We start from the raw sequence: 16,095 nt of genomic DNA on the forward strand, positions 1-16,095 counted from the left end.
CTACCCGCGTCAAAACCCAAGGAAGAACGCCATGTTCACGAGGAGCCTGTTGCTGAGTTTTTGCGCTGTGTTACTGGTTGGCTGCACGGGAAGGGGCTTTCAACCACCACCCGGGGACTACACACAATGGTACAAAAAGGGGGTCACCCAATCAGGCGTCGACAACGCCATGCGTGCTTGCGGGTATACCAATCTTGATGGCGTGGGAGACACCTCGCCGATCGATGTTGTGCTGACGCGGTTCTACTGCATGAAGGACGCCGGGTTCAAGCGCAGGGATAAACTCGATCTGTGCAAGCAAGGCCGTATTGGCGAATCCCCGGTATGCGAAGGCCGCCGGTAAACCATTACCAAAAGGAAAACAGGGAATGAACGATCTACGCAACGGACTGTACGGCACCGTACTGGTGTTGGCGGCAGCAGCAATGGGTGGTTGCGCCTCCTCGGCCGCGATCACCGGCGAGCCTGGGGTAAACATGGGCGACAGCTATCAGAGTGTGCTCGCGGTGGTCAGCCGCAACAATACCGTGACCAAACAGGTCGATGGCCAAGGCTTCCGGGCCGAGGGTTACTCAGCGATGTTCAAGGACTGTCGCGTCAAATACTTCCTGTTCCAGGACGCCGATGGTTTGCAGCGCGTGACCTATGAACCTGCGCCGCATCTGTCAGTCAGCCAGAACTGCCGCCAGCCTTAACCTGCCCCTGCGAGTCGATTGCCTGATGAGACTGTTCACTGTAATCCCCGCCGTTCTGCTAGCGCTCAGCGGCTGCGGCCAGGTGGCAAACGTGCGTTCGCTGTCCACCGGCTACATCCCGCCACAGAGCGGCGAGACTGCCCGTATTCGCCTGCTCACCGACGGCCTGGTGCGCGCCGTGCCGGGGCGTGACTGCCTCGACTGGAATGTGCCCGGCGCGGGGGTGATGGCGTCGGCGAAATCCGGCTTCCCCGACCATAACGGTGAAAACCTCGGCATTGCCGGGCCGATCTATTCGTTGGCAGGTTCGGTCTCGTCAGAGCTGGTAGTGCCGGCGAACAAGCCGATCGCGCTCCATTACCTGGGGCGCCTGCAATATGCCCGGCAGTGTGCCAGGACGATGACCTTCGTACCTCGGCCCGGGGTGGATTACCGGGTGCAGGCATCGATGTCGGCGGACTGTTCATTCCTGCTGGATGAGCTTTCAGCTGACGGCATGCAATGGGTCGCTGTCGAACCGAAGCCTGATGGCAAGGTGTCGATGTGTCACGCGATGGATAACTTCTAGCCGAAATCAGCGCGGGTCCATTACCAAGCCACCTAAACACGGCGCCTGGCGATGCACAAAGCTGCCAGAATTTGCCAGACCCAAAAAGCCAAAAGCCCGCAATTAAGCGGGCTTCAGGGTGTTCTTGCTCACGGGTGCCGGACTATGCCGGCCTACCGATTATTCTCACTCTATTATCAACAAGCGCAATAAAACCTTTAAAAGCAGATAACTATCAAACAAAACAAAAGGCATACCATGAAAAGAACCATTCCCGAACGACGCTCTAGATGCTCAGCCCTCCCGCCTCTCATCGCATGACAAGCACCTGTAGAGGGGGTATAGCGCTCTTTGATAGGGCGCACGTGACTACGGCACGATCAGGGCCTACAAACATCCGAGTCAAACCATGAGGAAGAACGCCATGTTCACGCGGAGCCTATTACTGAGTTTTTGCGCGGTGTTACTGGTTGGCTGCACGGGAAGGGGCTTTCAAACCGGCGGTCTAGGAAACACTCCCCTAGTCCTCTACGGCTCAGCCGTTTGCCAGCGAGGAAAAATCACAAGCGAAGCGATGATCGCTAAAAGTGCACCACCGGTGCTGTAGAGCATTCGTAGAAATACCAAATCCAGCTCCGATCCTCCTGACTGGCCAACCTGCGCGACCAGTATGAAATGTGGAGTGAGGAACATCAAATAGCTGATGTGGCTCATAGAGCGCCCTGCCAGGGTGCCAATAGAAACAGGCAGTATCAGTGCAGCCAACAAAAACGGATCATGGATTGCGTAACCAAGAACGGCAGCAATGGCTCCCCCTAAGAAGGTGCCGCCGACTCGCTCCAGAGACATCCTCAACGTTGAATGCATGTAGGGCTGCATGATCAGAAACACCGTAAGGGTCATCCAGTATCCGTAATGCAACGACCACAATTGAACCAACCAAACTGACAGTGCTCCCGACAGCGCAACGCGAAGCCCATGCAGAAAGAAGTTAGATTTCGGTGTGAAATTTGTTCTGAGTGCCGACCATAAAACTGGCCGCTTTGCAGCATCAGGCTGGTCGTACTGACACCATTGGAACAGCAATGCGGAGCCTGTAGCCCATAGGCTGCCATATAGAAAGTAACGTGCATAAGCAAATCCCTGGGCAAAGTCCTTTGCCGGGAATGCAGTGGATACCGCAAATGCCGTCGCTGTCAGCAAAGCGGGAATGCTAATGCGCGCGCCGCAAACCTGGGCGTAAGCGCCAGCAAACGCAAAGAGGGCCGACAGTGCTATAGCCAGTTGCGGCCATACCATCGTCCAAGCACCTAGCCCTGACGCCACGGCGCCGGTGATGCCGAAAACCAGGCCGAAGATACAACCCTTTGGGGACTTATCGCTCGGAATCGACAGATAGCTCCAGAATGCGGCAATCGCTGACCAACAGAACAAGGGGTTGTGTAAGCGAGCCGCGAGGAGCGCCGGCACAGTACAGACAACACCACCACACACTACGTAGCCAATCGGTACATTGCGTACCGCTTCCAACATCTTAACGGTCAGTGATTGCGACATGATCGAACCTTCATTACTCAACTGGAACCAATGCGGTTCGATCGATCTTGTCAATCGAGGTAACACCAGTGAGCGTCATTGCCACGCGCATTTCTTGCGAGAAGATATCCAGCATATTCTCTACCCCGTGCTGTCCGTCGGCGGCCAGAGCGTAAACCGTCGAGCGCCCCAGCAGGCATGCCTTGGCGCCTAAGGCGAGCATGCGCACAACATCCAGCCCGGAACGAATGCCAGAGTCCACCAGCACCGTCAGGTCATCACCCACTACTTCGGCGATGGGAGGCAAAGCCCTAGCGGTGGACAGCACACCGTCCAATTGGCGACCGCCGTGGTTGGAGACCACGATGCCATCAGCGCCGAAACTTACTGCGTCCTTGGCATCCTGTGGATCAAGGATGCCCTTGATAATCATCGGGCCCTTCCAAAACTCGCGGATCCATTCCAGGTCCTTCCAGCTGATAGAGGGGTCGAAGTTATTGCCTAACCAGCCAACATAATCTTCCAGGGTGGTGGCTTTGCCCAGGTACTTGGAGATGTTGCCCAAATCATGCGGACGACCGAGGATACCGACATTAAACGCCCAATCCGGCCTAGTGGTGGCTTGCAGGATGCGCCGTGAAGCTGCGAGTGGCCCAGACATGCCCGAGTGGGCATCACGGTAACGAGCGCCTGGCGTCGGCATGTCTACGGTGAACACCAGCGTGGTAACGCCGGCTGCTTGAGCACGCTCTAGGGCATTACGCATAAATCCGCGATCCTTGAGCACATAGAGTTGAAACCAGATCGATTGCGAACTCTGGGAACTAACCTCTTCAATCGAGCAGACCGATACTGTGGACAGGCAAAAGGGAATGCCTTTCGTGGCCGCAGCCTTGGCCGCTTGTACTTCACCACGACGGGCATACATACCGGTCAGTCCGACGGGGCTGAGGATGATCGGCAGACTCTGTTCCTTTCCAAAGAGCGTCGTCTTGAGACTCAAACTGTCAACATTTCTCAAGATGCGTTGACGCAAGCTGATGCTGGCGAGGTCAGCGCTATTGGCACGCATTGTGTGTTCGGCATAGGCGCCGCCGTCGATGTAGTCGAACAGAAATCGCGGCAATTTGCGTCTCGCGGCTTCGCGATAGTCGGATGCCGATGAAATAATCATTATCTACAACTCCTAGGTCTCTAGAAAATTTCAGCGACGTAGGACGTTGCTGAGTGAATTTCACGATAAGGGATTGTTGAGTATGATAAAAACAACTTTTTCTACTCGAATTGAGTCGCTATTGGAATACACATGAATCTCAGAACGCTGCGGGTGTTTGTAGAAGTGGTGCGCCAGGGAGGTTTCTCCCAAGCTGCGGAGGTTGTGTCTTTGACTCAGTCCTCAGTCAGCAAGGCAGTCAGGACGCTCGAGGATGAGCTAGGTACGCCACTGCTGAACCGTATCGGCCATAAAAGCGAGTTGACGGCCGCAGGTGAGATTGCCTATCGGCGCGCACTGGTATTACTCGCAGAGCGGAACGATCTGATCGCAGAGATCAATGAACTGCGCGACCTGAAGGGCGGTACGCTGCGGATCGGCTTGCCGCCTGTAGGCTCCGGGGTATTGTTCGCTGAGATGTTTGCTACTTATCGCAGCCGCTATCCGATGGTGAATATAGAACTGATAGAGCACGGTAGTAAGAAACTGTGTGAGTGCCTGGAGGCCGGAGAGGTGGACTTGGCAGCACTACTGATTCCGATCGATGAAACTTTCGCTTATCAGGAAGTGCGCAACGAGCCTTTAGTGGTTGTGCTGCCTAGCGCCCATTCGCTTTCGCGACGCAAGCGAATGAACTTCAGTGATCTGGCGGATTCGCCATTCATCCTCTTTGATGAGGGGTTTGCGCTTAACGCATTAATTATGGCCGCTTGTGATCGAAGAGGGATTGTGCCCCGGGTGACGGCCCGCAGCGGGCAGATTGATTTCATCGCCGACCTGGTAGCTGCAGGTTTAGGGGTGGCATTTTTACCGCGAATGCTTGCGCAAAAACATAAACATGCGGGCATCGCTCTAGTACCTCTTGAAGAGCCACACACGGATTGGAATATTGCACTCGCTTGGCGTGCCGGTGCGCATTTGCCTCCGGCTGCAATGGCTTGGTTAGATCTGGCCAAAGAGCTGAGATAGTGCAATGGCTTTTGCTCGGATATCCAAGCGCTGGTAGTCAATAAAAACACCGGCCTACCTGGTGAAGGGGTCGGGTGGTTTTTAGTTAAGGAAGAAGAGTTCGCTACTCTGCCCCGCCATCAGAAGCAGGTAATTGTCAAAGCCGAACTCAATCACGTTTTTACTTTTCCACAATGGGACAAGGTCCTAAAAACTTTAGACCTTGAACTGACCGAAACCGATTTCTCGCACGCTCTTGAGTTGGCTTGTCAAATCGTCGGAGGAGGTGAAAGCGAGCACCATAAGAAATTAAAGGATTTCGTAGCACACAACCCCCTCTCAATCTCTTCGGTCCCCGATATCACTAGAGGCCTGTTCCAGTGCGTAAAATACCGGACTGTGATGGAGGCAGTACTACTTGCGCATTCGCAGATAAAGGATGTCCGCGCACTACTAGTATTGGAGTCTAAATTTCCTGCTTCCCGACTGCCATTAAAAACCTTCTTGGTGTTGAAGTCATTGACCTTGTCACCCGCGAATAACCCGCGATAAACCATGACAGCTTATCGCATGACGAGTGCCTTTAAGATGGAGTTAGAAAACAGCGCCAACTTACGAGGCATATATGACTACGCTGCGATCAAACTCCGCAGATAAGCGCTCATGAATTTAGCAACCAGGTACTCACACCGGTTTAGGCTAACCAAAATCAAGCCAACGCTGGGCACAGCTCACAACAATGGGAATACTCGCCTCACTACAGACTTGCAAAAATAAGGCCCGCAATTCGCGGGCCCTATATACATCAGAAAACGACTAAGTTCGCATATACCAACTTCAGGCTAACTCCCACTCTATTATCAGAAATAAATAAATATCCTTATAAATCAGTCGTTAACTACCATGCTTCTGATCCATGCCACGAGTAATACCATGTTAAGAAAACCTGATTTCATAGATCTGTCTTGAGCACGTAACTCAGCCAAACGCCTGCACAGCATCAAGCGAGGCGCTTGGCACTCGAATTGGAACATAATGAGAGTTTTTGAGCCCAGGCAGATACCCTCATGGACCGATACGAGCCACCCGAGCCTCGCTCTCCGTTGCCGGAGCTCACCCAGCTTCTCACGCCCGGCACGCTCGGGTTTTATACCCATGTCGAATGTACAGAGCTGTACGCCAGTCGACCCGATCATGACGGTATTATCAATATCTTCACGCTATTGATTGCCGAGGAACAATCTGATCTCGAGCCAGCGGCTGCCTGCTTCTTGACGCCGAAACCTATTCGAATCAAATCGCTCAATGGCTGGAGCTTTGGCCTCCGCCGTTACACGGTGGCGATCGGCACGCTCATCCCGGCTCTCACGGCTTTGGAGGCCGGGGAAGGATGGAAACTTTCAGGCGATGAACTCGAAATCGGCGAGCTTTTACCGATGCCCGCACAGTTTGTGCCGCCGGACAATGGCGCGCCGGTTCCATGGAACAAACTCCTCAAAAACAACTTCTGGACCGGCTCGCACCTATTTGAATGGACCGATCATAAGAAAGAACCCCTGACGCCGCTCTTCGCAGATCCTCGCCGGTTGCAAGAGCTATCGGCAGAGATCGAGAAATATATCCCGCTCCAATTGGCCACAATGTCAGACCGGCTCGGCAACTTGGCGGTCCAGCTTCCGATCACTGTGCTGATGGCGAAATTCGAAAAGCTTCAAGATGGCGATTTTCAAGTCGAACATGCCTGGCATCCTAAGGCCTCCCCGCGTCCCTTGATGGCAGTCTGCGAATTGGAACACGACGACATCATCACTGGCTTTGCTTCAGCAAGACTAAAAGAAAGGATCACCCCTCTCCCGATGCGTGCTGGCCGTGGGCTGCATCGGGGCTTCATCTGGGACGAACAGAGCAGCACGCTCCTCGTCGCCTCCGGCGCAGGCTCTTTTATCTCTACCATTTCATTCAACATGCGTTCACCCGATCCGGAGCCACGCACCTTTTCGGTCAAAAAACCGGATGGCAGTTGGGACTCTCGACGCGTCGGTATGACTGCCTTTTCAAATCACAGTATCGTCGGCGACCCGCAGCCGGACGACAACGGGGGATGGACAGCGAAGCGGATGTACGCAGAGCAAGCCAATCGGCTCGCCGCCGAGCGCCGCTTTGTTCAATACCGTCCGACACGTGGTGATAAAAACGCAGGCCGCCGAAAGGCATTGGATGACCTTCGCGCGCTAATCATTGCCTACGGCGAAAAAGGCGCGTGGCTGTGGGACCCATATCTTTCAGCCAACGAGATACTTGAAACGCTGTTTTACTGCCCCTATCAAGGCGTGGACCTTCGCGGTCTGACGACGTCCAAAGCCGGCCCTAGCGACAAAATCCGCCAAACACTTGATGAATGTCAAAGCAACTGGCGGGGCCTGAAACTCGAACTTCGAGTACAGAAGGGCGCGGCGGGCTGGGACTTCCACGATAGGTTCCTGATCTTTCCATCCGGCCCAGATGGGGCAATGGCTTGGTCGCTCGGCACCTCGGTAAACTCCGTGGGCACGGCGCATCACATCCTGCAGAAGGTCGACAATGCTCAGCTTGTGGTGGATGCCTTCACCGACCTTTGGGAGCTACTCGGCGGACAGGATCATCTAATTTGGAGGAGGCCGTCATGAACGCTGCGGATGTTCTTCTCTCGGCTATGGCGGAAGCTACGCGACCTGGGGCGGTCGAAGTCCCCAACTCTCTTCTTGCGGCAATCGAAGCGCAATCCGATCCGTTTCATGCAATTTCTGATTGGGATGCCTGCAACGAGTTATTTGACGCGATCCGATCTCAATTTTCCTTCGTCGAGTTGGTCCGACGCGGCAAGCCTCCGAGCGGTGAGGACTTCGACAAACTCACCGGCCTGCTTCGGTGGATCATCCAAGAAGGCGCCGATTGGAACGTAAGCGCTGATCCGAGCCGTACCCGGCTGGTCGCCCTCTTCGTCGTCGGACAGTTCACAACGATGGAGGCGAATTTCTGGAGCACCGTGCCAGATGACTTCAGGCCCAACGATGGACTACTCGCTTCGCTCGAGAGAGTCATTGAGGGCCTGACGATGAGCTTCACAACTAAGGGCTTAGCGCCTCCAATCTGGGAGTTGGAAGCGGTCGAAAAGTTTGAAAAAGCTGATGCCAAAAGCGATTGGATCGGAATCGCACAAGGCTGGCGACTGATCGAGGATGGATTTTTTCCGAGCATTGCCATTGCGCAGACTGCCCAATGTCTCGACAGATTTGCACCAGAACGCTTGGTGCAGGCCATCTCGGGTCTGCGGCAGACCGCACCGGTCATGAGCGTCGTGCTATCGCTCCCCCCCAATGCAGCACTACGCCTCGGCTCTAGATCGACCAACCCTCATGTCCAGTTCGCAACGACTTACATATCTGTGTCGCTTAGGTCTAACCGCGAGCCGCTCAGTGAAGATTCCAAGAAGTCTCTGGTCCAAATCTTGGAAAATGTCTCGAAAGATAAGCCGCGCTGGGCTGCCTGGATGCACGTGTTCAACTTATTTCCTTCGCGATTTCCAGAATTACAGACGCCTCTCGGTTGCGCTCTTGCTGATGCGAACGATACTGCCCTTCAAGCCTACGTTGATGCGATTAGCCTGCACTGGTCTGGTCAACAGACCCGATTTTCAGTCGCAGAATGTCTCCGGGCCTTCCGGGACAGGGCCATAGCCAAGAAGCGCAAAGCTTTGTGGAATTTTGCTTTTCAGCGTTGGATGTGCTGGGGGTACGGTCTGAACGGGACTGCTGACAGCCTCATTAAGATCTCTCGGTGTGAGTTGGATTACGCTTTAGTAGGTTATGCCGTCGAATGCCTCGACGGTGACCAGAGGCAGCACATGATTGCCTCACTCATTGAGAAGCTTCAGACCGTGGAAAACAACTGGCACCCCGGGATCACGGACTGTCTCTCTGAGTGGAACGCAGTGCTATCGGAAATGCAGCCCCTTTTCTTGGCAATCAGTATCGAGGGCACAGACGCTGACTGGATCGATGAAAAGCCCACAATGCGACTACCATTCGATCCAGACAAGGAAGCCTATGTGATCCTCAAGTACGGCAGACCTCAAATCGACTAAGCAGCTGTATCCTCAAAAAATCAAAAGCCCACTATCACGCGGGCTTTTGGATATTAGCTACAAGGGGTCACTCCCACTCGAACATAAACAATCTTAAAAAACCAATATAAATCATAGTTTTATTTTGATCATCTCTGCTGATACCACGAAAACACCATAGACGAAAACCTGTTTTCACGAGCACTGCATCATTCATGCGATGTAGTGATCGGCTGGGGAATTGACCCGTCTGCCAATACCGCACTTATCCCATATTGACTCAAGATCCAATGCTTGAAAGTACTCGCAGACCAGGAGTCACGGTCAGTGAAATGCTGGTAAATGGACCAATGCTTCATAAGCTGAAACACGCTCGTCTATGGGAATGACTTGACGTACTGGACGGCAATCAAACAGTGCATAACCGCTATGAGGGTGGCGGGACCGCTTGCAAGCCCTTCAAGAGCAACTCACCCTACGGCGTCTCACACTTATCCGAGTCAACCCATAAGGAAGAACGCAATGTTCACGAGGAGCCTATTGCTGAGTTTTTGCGCTGTGTTACTGGTTGGCTGCACGGGAAGGGGATTTCAACCGCCGGCTCCTGATTACACAAAATGGTACAAGGAGGGCGTATCGCAGACCGGGATCATTGCTGCGATGCGTGCGTGCGGATATACCAATGTTGATGGCGCGGGAGACAGGTCGCCAATCGATGTGAGGTTACTGAACTTCTATTGCATGAAAGACGCAGGCTACAAACGCAAAGATAACTTGGACATGTGCAAGCTCGGTCGTATTGGCGAATCGCCGGTGTGCGACGGCCGCCGTTAATCCATCACCAAAAGGACACAGGGAATGAACAATCTACGCAACGGACTGTATGGCACAGCATTGGTGTTGGCTGCAGTGTGCCAAGACCATGACCTTTGTGCCTCGGCCTGGCGTGGACTACATGGTGCAGGCCACCATGTCGGCGGACTGTTCGTTCCAGCTGGATGAATTGGAGGCGGGCGGCAAGCAGTGGGCGATGGTCCAACCGCAGCCAGCAGGGAAGGTGTCGATGTGCAACGCGATTGATAACTTCTAGCCGGAAATCTGCGCGGGTTGAATGCTGCGCGTAAAGTTCTTCAAAACACACGCCAACACCATAGGGGGAGATGGGCAAACAGTTATTGCTGACATCTGCGCTGCTAAGCGCTCTCGATACCATGCCGGCATTCCTTGTCCGGGACATGGTATCGATGTAGCTCTCTCACATACGTACGATGGGCGCCATTAAAAACGCCATTGATGACGTAGTAAAGATCACTATCAATTCTTATTTTTTACAATAAAATCAGATAGTTGAAAACAAACCTCACTCCCACTCAATCGTTGCCGGCGGCTTGCTCGACACGTCATAAGTTACGCGGGAGATGCCTTCGATTTCGTTGATGATCCGGCCGCTGACGGTTTCCAGCAGTTCGTAAGGCAGATGAGCCCAACGCGCGGTCATGAAGTCGATGGTTTCTACGGCACGCAGGGCAACTACCCAGGCGTAACGACGGCCATCGCCTACAACACCAACCGATTTAACCGGCTGGAACACTACAAATGCCTGGCTCACTTTGTGGTACCAGTCAGCCTTGCGCAGCTCTTCGATAAAGATGTGGTCAGCACGACGCAGGATGTCGGCGTATTCCTTTTTCACTTCACCCAGGATGCGCACGCCCAGACCCGGGCCCGGGAACGGGTGACGGTAGACCATGTCGTACGGCAGGCCCAGTTCCAGACCCAGACGACGGACTTCGTCCTTGAACAGCTCACGCAGCGGTTCAACCAGCTTGAGGTTCATTTCGTCCGGCAGGCCGCCCACGTTGTGGTGCGACTTGATGACGTGAGCCTTGCCGCTCTTGGCGCCAGCCGACTCGATCACGTCCGGGTAGATGGTGCCCTGGGCCAGGTACTTGATGTTTTCCAGCTTGCAGGATTCGGCATCGAACACGTCGATAAAGGTACGGCCGATGATCTTGCGCTTTTTCTCCGGGTCGCTTTCGCCAGCCAGGTTGTTCAGGAACTGGTCGGCAGCGTTGGCGCGGATCACCTTGACGCCCATGTTCTCGGCGAACATGGCCATCACTTGCTCACCTTCGTGCAGGCGCAGCAGGCCGTTGTCCACGAATACGCAGGTCAACTGGTCGCCGATGGCCTTGTGCAGCAAAGCTGCTACTACCGAGGAGTCAACGCCGCCGGACAAGCCCAGCAATACGTTGTCGGTACCAACCTGGGCACGGATGTTGGCAATCGCGTCTTCGGCGATTTTCGACGGCGTCCACAGGGCTTCGCAGCCGCAGATGTCGAGGATAAAGCGCGACAGGATGCGGCCACCCTGTTTGGTGTGGGTCACTTCCGGATGGAACTGCACGCCGTAGTAGCCGCGCTCGTCGCTGAACATGCCGGCAATCGGGCAGCTTGGAGTGCTGGCCAGAATGTGGAAGTCGGACGGCATTTTGGTGACCTTGTCACCGTGGCTCATCCACACGTCCAGACCGAACAGGCCGTCGGCATCGATATGGTCTTCGATGCCGTCCAGCAGGCGGCTTTTGCCAACCACGTCGACGCGGGCATAACCGAACTCGCGCAGCTCGGAACCTTCAACCTTGCCGCCCAGTTGCTCGGCCATGGTCTGCATGCCGTAGCAGATACCGAAAACCGGTACGCCCAGGTCAAATACAGCTTGTGGGGCGCGCGGGCTGCCGGCTTCGTGTACCGACTCCGGGCCACCGGCCAGGATGATGCCTTTAGGGGCGAATTCGCGGATCGCTGCGTCGTCCATGTCGAACGGGTGCAGTTCGCAGTAAACGCCGATTTCGCGCACGCGGCGGGCGATCAGCTGGGTGTACTGGGAACCGAAGTCCAGGATCAGGATGCGGTGAGCGTGAATGTCGAGGGCCATGACAAAATCTCGATTAATTTCAGAAACGACACGGGGCTGAATCAAACAGCCCCGGTGACTTAATTCGTATCGCACCCGGGTGTGAACCCGGGTGCGACCACTATCAACCTACGCGATAGTTGGGTGCTTCCTTGGTGATCTGCACGTCGTGGACGTGGGATTCAGCCATGCCAGCGCCGGTGATACGCACGAACTCGGGCTTGGTACGCATTTGTTCGATGTCGGCACAGCCGGTGTAACCCATCGAAGAACGCAGACCGCCCATCAGTTGGTGAATAATCGCCGTCAGCGAGCCTTTGTACGCCACGCGACCTTCAATACCTTCCGGCACCAGCTTCTCGGCACCCGCGGAGGAGTCCTGGAAGTAACGGTCAGAGGAGCCCTGGGATTGCGACATCGCACCCAGCGAACCCATGCCGCGGTAAGCCTTGTACGAACGGCCCTGGTACAGCTCGATTTCGCCCGGTGCTTCTTCAGTACCGGCAAACATCGAACCCATCATCACGCAGGAAGCACCGGCAACGATGGCCTTGGACAGGTCACCCGAAAAACGGATGCCGCCGTCGGCGATCAGAGGTACGCCAGTGCCTTCAAGGGCAGCGGCCACATTGGCAATCGCGCTGATTTGCGGAACGCCAACACCGGCAACGATACGGGTGGTGCAGATCGAGCCCGGGCCGATACCGACTTTAACTGCGTCAGCGCCGGCTTCAGCCAGGGCCAGGGCAGCAGCGCCAGTGGCGATGTTGCCGCCAATGACCTGAACTTCAGGGAAGTTCTGCTTGACCCAGCGAACGCGGTCGATCACGCCTTTGGAGTGACCATGAGCGGTGTCGACTACCACCACGTCAACGCCGGCAGCCACGAGGGCGGCCACGCGATCAGCGGTGTCCTTGCCGGTACCGACCGCAGCGCCTACGCGCAGACGACCCTGGTCGTCCTTGCTGGCCAACGGGTAAGCCTTGGCTTTTTCGATGTCGTTAACGGTCATCATGCCCTTGAGGGCAAAGTTGTCGTCGACGATCAGCACGCGCTCGATACGGTGCTTGTGCAACAGCTCGCGGGCTTCTTCCTTGTCGGCGCCTTCCTTGACCGTAACCAGACGCTCTTTAGGCGTCATCACGTCACGAACGGTAGCTTCCAGACGGTTTTCAAAGCGTACGTCACGGGATGTCACGATGCCGACCAGGTCGCCATTGTGCAGTACCGGAACGCCGGAGATATTGTGCTGGCGGGTCAGCTCAAGCAGCTCACGTACCGTGGCATCAGCCTCGATAGTGATCGGCTCTTTAACCACGCCGGCTTCGAAACGCTTGACCTTGCGAACTTCGTGAGCTTGCTGCTCGATGGTCATGTTCTTGTGGATGATACCGATACCGCCTTCCTGAGCCATGGCGATTGCCAGACGGGCTTCAGTTACGGTGTCCATTGCAGCGGAAACCAGCGGAATATTCAGTTCAATGCCACGGGTCAAACGAGTCTTTAAATTGACTTCGTTCGGGAGAACCTCGGAATAACCGGGGACGAGAAGGATGTCATCGAATGTGAGTGCTTCTTGGCTGATACGCAGCATCGCTGGGGCTCCCGAGCGGGAAAATGGAAGCGCGCCATTGTACTCAAAACCCCTGGATCTCTCAACGGAAACCTTTAGAGAGTTTTGCGCTAAGGGCCAATGATTAGCTGACTTTGAAGGCAGAAATTGAACCGTAGCAGCTGCCGAAGGCTGCGTCCGGCGGTGTAGCCGTCGTAAATCCATAGCACGCGTTTTTTCAGCTGAACCGCGTGCCCCGGACTTACGATCGCTTCGCAATCGAACGCAGCCTCGTTCCTTCGGCAGCTGCTACGGAATTTTCACCTCAGAGTTCGACTTTCACCCACGCCACCGGCTGGTCGAGCCAGTCGGCGAACTCGTCGAGAAAGCTTTGCTTGAATCCAGCCTCGGCCCAGTTATTGAAAATAAACCCAAGGTTGGAAAACGCACACGGCTGTAAAAACAGAAAACCGTTGATGTCGTCTTCGTGGGCGCACAGCGGACAGATGAAGTTGTCGGTACGCCCCGGCATCCAGTCTTCGAGGCTTTCAAACAGTGCCTCGCCCACTTCCTTGCGGCACTCGGCGCAACCGGCTTCTTCAAGAAAACCTTTGGCCGGTGTGTAGATGCAGCGCTTGGTGATGATCTCCAGGCCATTGACCGGCTGCCCGAAAGGCAGCGCCTCGGGGTACAGCACCACTTCACGGGCACCGGGGGCGATGGCGTAGGCCATGCCATTGCCAGTACGGCCGCAGGTGGTGAGCTCTTCTTCGATGATGTTCTTGCGCACCAGCCAGCGCACGATGGCCAGGGCACGCGGCTCATGCACCGGCAAGGTGGAGATTTTTGGAACGATGATGCTTTGCGAGTTCATGGGGTACGGCACATATGGATAAGAGCGACTACAGGGTTCAGCCACGCAGTTTAACTCAGGTAACGCGCAATCAGCGCAATGCCGCTGGCCAGCACCAGCCACGTTACCAGCCGCACAAACGCCTCGCGGGACAATTTGCGCGTCAGCCGGCGGCCAACCCACAGTCCCATTGCCATCGCCGGCAACAGGCAGGCGCCAAGCAACAACAGCTCGCCATCGGCATACACACCGGCAAGCACGAACAACGTAAGACGCACCACGGTGCTGCAACTGATCAACGCACTCTGGGTGGCGCGGGCAGCGTCTTTGGGCAAGCGGGCATTCAGATAAAGCGCATACAAAAAACCGCCACTGCCAAACAGCGCACCAAACAACCCGCCGGTGATACCCGTGGGGATGGCCCAACCGGCAGCGAGCCGTGCCGGCTTCACCTTCACCGCCAAACTGTACAAGGCGTAAGCGGTGATAAAAACCCCCATCAACAGCAACAACAGGTCGGATTTAAGGTTCAGCAAAAACACCACGCCCACCACACAGCCGATCGCCATGCACGGCAGCAAGCGCAGCAACTCGGATCGCACCACATCCCGGCGCGACGGCAGCCAGTTACCAAAGGCCGCCACAAAATCCAGCAGCACCAGCAGCGGGATGATTTTCGACAGCGGCAGGCACAGAATCAGGATCGGCCCGGCCACCAGCGCCGTGCCGAACCCGGCCACACCAAAGACGATATAGGCCAGGGCAATGGCCAGCTCCAGCAGCACCCACTCACCACCACTAAACGGCAAATCCATTGCTCTGCTTCCTTGTTTTTAGTGCGCAGACTTCTATCAGACAGGTGCAGTGATAACAATCCGCCCTTATGATGACCCGCATGATTAAAGACCCCTTTGCAAGACTCAATCTCGACCGGGAAGTCCTGACCGTCAGCCAGCTCAATGGCCGGGCGCGGGTGCTGCTCGAAGACGTGTTCAGCAATATCTGGGTAGAAGGCGAAATCTCCAACCTCGCCCGCCCGGCCTCTGGCCACGTATATTTCACCCTCAAGGACAGCGGCGCCCAGGTGCGTTGTGCGCTGTTTCGCAATAACGCTGCGCGGGTTCGTCAGGCGCTCAAGGATGGCCTGGCGGTCAAGGTGCGCGGCAAGGTCTCGCTGTTTGAAAGCCGTGGCGATTACCAGTTGATCCTCGACACTGTAGAACCCGCCGGCGACGGCGCACTGCGCCTGGCCTTCGATGCACTCAAGGAAAAGCTCGGCGCCGAAGGCCTGTTCAGCCCCGAACGCAAGGTCGCCCTGCCCGCTCACCCGCAGCGCATCGGTATTGTCAGCTCGCCCACCGGCGCGGTGATTCGCGACATCATCAGCGTGTTCCGCCGCCGTGCGCCACAAGTCGAACTGACCCTGATCCCCACCGCCGTTCAAGGCCGCGAAGCCACGGCGCAAATCGTCCGTGCCCTCAAGCTGGCCGATGCACGGGGCTTTGACGCACTGATCCTGGCCCGCGGCGGCGGCTCGCTGGAAGACCTGTGGTGTTTCAACGAAGAAGCCGTGGCTCGCGCCATCGATGCCTGCGTTACCCCTGTCGTCAGTGCCGTGGGTCACGAAACCGATGTCTCGATCGCCGACTTCGTGGCAGACGTGCGCGCGCCCACGCCTTCGGCCGCGGCCGAGCTGCTGGCACCGGACTCAAGCGACCTGCAACGGCGCATC

General features: G+C 55.8%; 15 protein-coding genes. 9 read left to right on the forward strand and 6 right to left on the reverse strand.

The genetic code is table 11. The features are described 5' to 3' along the window. Positions 1–31 precede the first annotated feature (31 nt). The 3 genes from GHO42_RS18595 to GHO42_RS18605 are packed head-to-tail and all read left to right on the forward strand — an operon-like array spanning position 32 to position 1,263. Positions 32–343 carry a hypothetical protein gene (locus tag GHO42_RS18595; protein WP_095018343.1) on the forward strand — a complete coding sequence of 104 codons (312 nt, stop codon included), beginning with the start codon at positions 32–34 and terminating at the stop codon, positions 341–343. 25 nt (positions 344–368) lie between these two features. Beyond that, a complete protein-coding gene (locus GHO42_RS18600; protein ID WP_133144818.1) occupies positions 369–695 on the forward strand; it encodes a hypothetical protein in 327 nt (108 codons plus the stop codon). A 25-nt stretch (positions 696–720) separates the two neighbouring features. Further along, a complete protein-coding gene (locus GHO42_RS18605; protein ID WP_133144817.1) occupies positions 721–1,263 on the forward strand; it encodes a hypothetical protein in 543 nt (180 codons plus the stop codon). A gap of 507 nt (positions 1,264–1,770) precedes the next feature. Here GHO42_RS18605 and GHO42_RS18615 read toward each other — a convergent pair. Then, positions 1,771–2,799, reverse strand: coding sequence for an FUSC family protein (locus GHO42_RS18615; RefSeq protein WP_133144815.1), 1,029 nt, complete (start codon positions 2,797–2,799; stop codon positions 1,771–1,773). Positions 2,800–2,812: 13 nt separating this feature from the next. Next, positions 2,813–3,952: an FMN-dependent L-lactate dehydrogenase LldD gene (gene lldD / locus GHO42_RS18620; protein ID WP_003443295.1), complete on the reverse strand. Its 1,140-nt coding sequence runs from the start codon at positions 3,950–3,952 to the stop codon at positions 2,813–2,815. Positions 3,953–4,084: 132 nt separating this feature from the next. On the opposite strand from lldD, the gene GHO42_RS18625 reads away from it, so the two are divergent. The 5 genes from GHO42_RS18625 to GHO42_RS18645 all read left to right on the forward strand — a co-directional run bounded on the left by GHO42_RS18625 (position 4,085) and on the right by GHO42_RS18645 (position 10,131). Continuing rightward, entirely contained in the window at positions 4,085–4,960 is an 876-nt protein-coding gene (locus GHO42_RS18625) for a LysR family transcriptional regulator (protein WP_010655639.1), read from the forward strand. A gap of 1,046 nt (positions 4,961–6,006) precedes the next feature. Next, positions 6,007–7,605 carry a VPA1262 family N-terminal domain-containing protein gene (locus GHO42_RS18630; RefSeq protein WP_010655638.1) on the forward strand — a complete coding sequence of 533 codons (1,599 nt, stop codon included), beginning with the start codon at positions 6,007–6,009 and terminating at the stop codon, positions 7,603–7,605. After that, entirely contained in the window at positions 7,602–9,062 is a 1,461-nt protein-coding gene (locus GHO42_RS18635) for a hypothetical protein (RefSeq protein ID WP_095020377.1), read from the forward strand. The genes GHO42_RS18630 and GHO42_RS18635 overlap by 4 nt, the downstream gene beginning before the upstream one ends. 501 nt (positions 9,063–9,563) lie before the next feature. Next, positions 9,564–9,875 carry a hypothetical protein gene (locus tag GHO42_RS26205; protein ID WP_010655636.1) on the forward strand — a complete coding sequence of 104 codons (312 nt, stop codon included), beginning with the start codon at positions 9,564–9,566 and terminating at the stop codon, positions 9,873–9,875. An 88-nt stretch (positions 9,876–9,963) separates the two neighbouring features. Continuing rightward, complete coding sequence (locus tag GHO42_RS18645; protein WP_232286833.1) at positions 9,964–10,131, forward strand: hypothetical protein; 168 nt, start codon at positions 9,964–9,966, stop codon at positions 10,129–10,131. 270 nt (positions 10,132–10,401) lie between these two features. Here GHO42_RS18645 and guaA read toward each other — a convergent pair whose 3' ends face one another. From guaA to GHO42_RS18665, 4 genes are all read right to left on the reverse strand, one after another. Continuing rightward, positions 10,402–11,979: a glutamine-hydrolyzing GMP synthase gene (gene guaA / locus GHO42_RS18650; protein ID WP_095001455.1), complete on the reverse strand. Its 1,578-nt coding sequence runs from the start codon at positions 11,977–11,979 to the stop codon at positions 10,402–10,404. 103 nt (positions 11,980–12,082) lie between these two features. After that, positions 12,083–13,552: an IMP dehydrogenase gene (gene guaB, locus GHO42_RS18655; protein ID WP_016779630.1), complete on the reverse strand. Its 1,470-nt coding sequence runs from the start codon at positions 13,550–13,552 to the stop codon at positions 12,083–12,085. 283 nt (positions 13,553–13,835) lie between these two features. Next, positions 13,836–14,384: a sugar ABC transporter ATPase gene (locus GHO42_RS18660; RefSeq protein ID WP_133144814.1), complete on the reverse strand. Its 549-nt coding sequence runs from the start codon at positions 14,382–14,384 to the stop codon at positions 13,836–13,838. Between the two features lie 50 nt (positions 14,385–14,434). After that, a complete protein-coding gene (locus tag GHO42_RS18665) occupies positions 14,435–15,178 on the reverse strand; it encodes a sulfite exporter TauE/SafE family protein (RefSeq protein WP_133144813.1) in 744 nt (247 codons plus the stop codon). An 80-nt stretch (positions 15,179–15,258) separates the two neighbouring features. On the opposite strand from GHO42_RS18665, the gene xseA reads away from it, so the two are divergent. Next, a partial coding sequence (xseA, locus tag GHO42_RS18670) for an exodeoxyribonuclease VII large subunit (protein WP_178114933.1) occupies positions 15,259–16,095 on the forward strand: 837 nt, incomplete at its 3' end.

It is taken from the genome of Pseudomonas sp. FSL R10-0056 (assembly GCF_009600105.1).
Lineage (GTDB): Bacteria > Pseudomonadota > Gammaproteobacteria > Pseudomonadales > Pseudomonadaceae > Aquipseudomonas > Aquipseudomonas bubulae.

Excerpts from the sequence above, each read along its gene's own strand:
- GHO42_RS18595 (WP_095018343.1), top strand. The coding sequence starts at position 32 with ATGTTCACGAGGAGCCTGTTGCTGAGTTTTTGCGCTGTGTTACTGGTT.
- GHO42_RS18600 (WP_133144818.1), top strand. The coding sequence starts at position 369 with ATGAACGATCTACGCAACGGACTGTACGGCACCGTACTGGTGTTGGCG.
- GHO42_RS18605 (WP_133144817.1), top strand. The coding sequence starts at position 721 with ATGAGACTGTTCACTGTAATCCCCGCCGTTCTGCTAGCGCTCAGCGGC.
- GHO42_RS18615 (WP_133144815.1), bottom strand. The coding sequence starts at position 2,799 with ATGTCGCAATCACTGACCGTTAAGATGTTGGAAGCGGTACGCAATGTA.
- lldD (WP_003443295.1), bottom strand. The coding sequence starts at position 3,952 with ATGATTATTTCATCGGCATCCGACTATCGCGAAGCCGCGAGACGCAAA.
- GHO42_RS18625 (WP_010655639.1), top strand. The coding sequence starts at position 4,085 with ATGAATCTCAGAACGCTGCGGGTGTTTGTAGAAGTGGTGCGCCAGGGA.
- GHO42_RS18630 (WP_010655638.1), top strand. The coding sequence starts at position 6,007 with ATGGACCGATACGAGCCACCCGAGCCTCGCTCTCCGTTGCCGGAGCTC.
- GHO42_RS18635 (WP_095020377.1), top strand. The coding sequence starts at position 7,602 with ATGAACGCTGCGGATGTTCTTCTCTCGGCTATGGCGGAAGCTACGCGA.
- GHO42_RS26205 (WP_010655636.1), top strand. The coding sequence starts at position 9,564 with ATGTTCACGAGGAGCCTATTGCTGAGTTTTTGCGCTGTGTTACTGGTT.
- GHO42_RS18645 (WP_232286833.1), top strand. The coding sequence starts at position 9,964 with ATGACCTTTGTGCCTCGGCCTGGCGTGGACTACATGGTGCAGGCCACC.
- guaA (WP_095001455.1), bottom strand. The coding sequence starts at position 11,979 with ATGGCCCTCGACATTCACGCTCACCGCATCCTGATCCTGGACTTCGGT.
- guaB (WP_016779630.1), bottom strand. The coding sequence starts at position 13,552 with ATGCTGCGTATCAGCCAAGAAGCACTCACATTCGATGACATCCTTCTC.
- GHO42_RS18660 (WP_133144814.1), bottom strand. The coding sequence starts at position 14,384 with ATGAACTCGCAAAGCATCATCGTTCCAAAAATCTCCACCTTGCCGGTG.
- GHO42_RS18665 (WP_133144813.1), bottom strand. The coding sequence starts at position 15,178 with ATGGATTTGCCGTTTAGTGGTGGTGAGTGGGTGCTGCTGGAGCTGGCC.